The organism is Pantoea sp. CTOTU49201 (genome assembly GCF_032054795.1).
GTDB lineage: Bacteria > Pseudomonadota > Gammaproteobacteria > Enterobacterales > Enterobacteriaceae > Pantoea > Pantoea symbiotica.
The window spans coordinates 5,078-6,193 of sequence record NZ_DAMBSA010000275.1 but is presented as its reverse complement, the minus strand read 5'-3'; the positions used below and the strand labels follow the sequence as shown (position 1 = coordinate 6,193).

General features: G+C 55.6%; 2 protein-coding genes. Both read left to right on the top strand.

Annotation, left to right across the window (positions count from 1 at the left end; all coding sequences use genetic code 11):
- On the top strand, nucleotides 1-280 hold a 280-nt coding region (locus RTY00_RS17360; RefSeq protein ID WP_312665269.1), incomplete at its 5' end, for a 4-hydroxythreonine-4-phosphate dehydrogenase PdxA.
- Between the two features lie 6 nt (nucleotides 281-286).
- Nucleotides 287-1,045, top strand: a complete 759-nt coding sequence (locus RTY00_RS17355; RefSeq protein WP_008108534.1) for a DeoR/GlpR family DNA-binding transcription regulator — start codon at nucleotides 287-289, stop codon at nucleotides 1,043-1,045.
- Nucleotides 1,046-1,116 lie beyond the last annotated feature (71 nt).

Genomic DNA, 1,116 nt, shown 5'->3' with positions numbered 1-1,116 from the left:
GAAAGCGCAAGGCATTGATGTCAGCGGCCCATGCCCGCCCGATACCGTGTTCCTGCAGTGTCAGGAAGGTCAGTACGATATGGTGGTAGCGATGTACCACGATCAAGGGCACATCCCGCTGAAATTATTAGGTTTTTATGATGGTGTGAATATCACCGCTGGCTTGCCGTTTATCCGCACTTCGGCGGACCACGGCACAGCGTTTGATATCGCCTGGACAGGTAAAGCGAACTCTGCGAGCATGGCGATCTCCATTAAACTCGCGATGCAGCTTGCATAGGGAAATATGAAGGGACAAAGCCGTCTCGACCAGATTATGGACTATCTGAAGAGCCATAATTTGGTCACTGTTGAACAACTGGTGAGCGCTATTTCTGCCTCGCCAGCGACGATCCGCCGCGATCTGATCAAGCTGGATAAAGAGGGTGTTATTAGCCGCAGCCACGGCGGCGTCACACTGAATCGCTTTATCCCCAATCAGCCGACCACGCTGGAGAAGATGCAGCGTAATCTCGCCGAGAAGCAGGCCATCGCGCAGTTTGCCGCCAGCTACGTGCAATCGGGTGATGCGGTGGTATTGGATGCCGGTACGACCATGCTGGAGCTGGCGCGCCAGCTGACGCACCTCAAGCTGCGGGTGATCACCGCCGATCTGCACATCGCGCTGTTTCTGTCCGAGTTTAAGCAAATCGAAACCACCATTATTGGTGGACGCATCGATGATTCCAGCCAGTCGTGTATTGGTGAACATGGACGTCGCTTGCTGCGCAGCATCAATCCCGATATCGCCTTTGTCAGTTGCAACTCGTGGAGTATCGAACGCGGGATTACCACGCCAACCGAAGATAAAGCCGGATTGAAGATGGATCTGCTGGCTAATGCGCGCCGCCGTGTTCTGCTGGCGGACAGCAGCAAGTACGGTTCATGGTCGCTGTATTGCGCCGCGCCGATTGATAGCCTGACCGATGTGGTGACGGATGCGCGTCTGGATGAAGCGGTGTGCCGCGATCTGCGCGAGCGTGGATTGGGTTTGCAGTTAACCTAATGGCTCCCTCTCCCGTGGGAGAGGGCCGGGGTGAGGGCATCAGCCCGTACCCAATCTGACTACTTAACGTA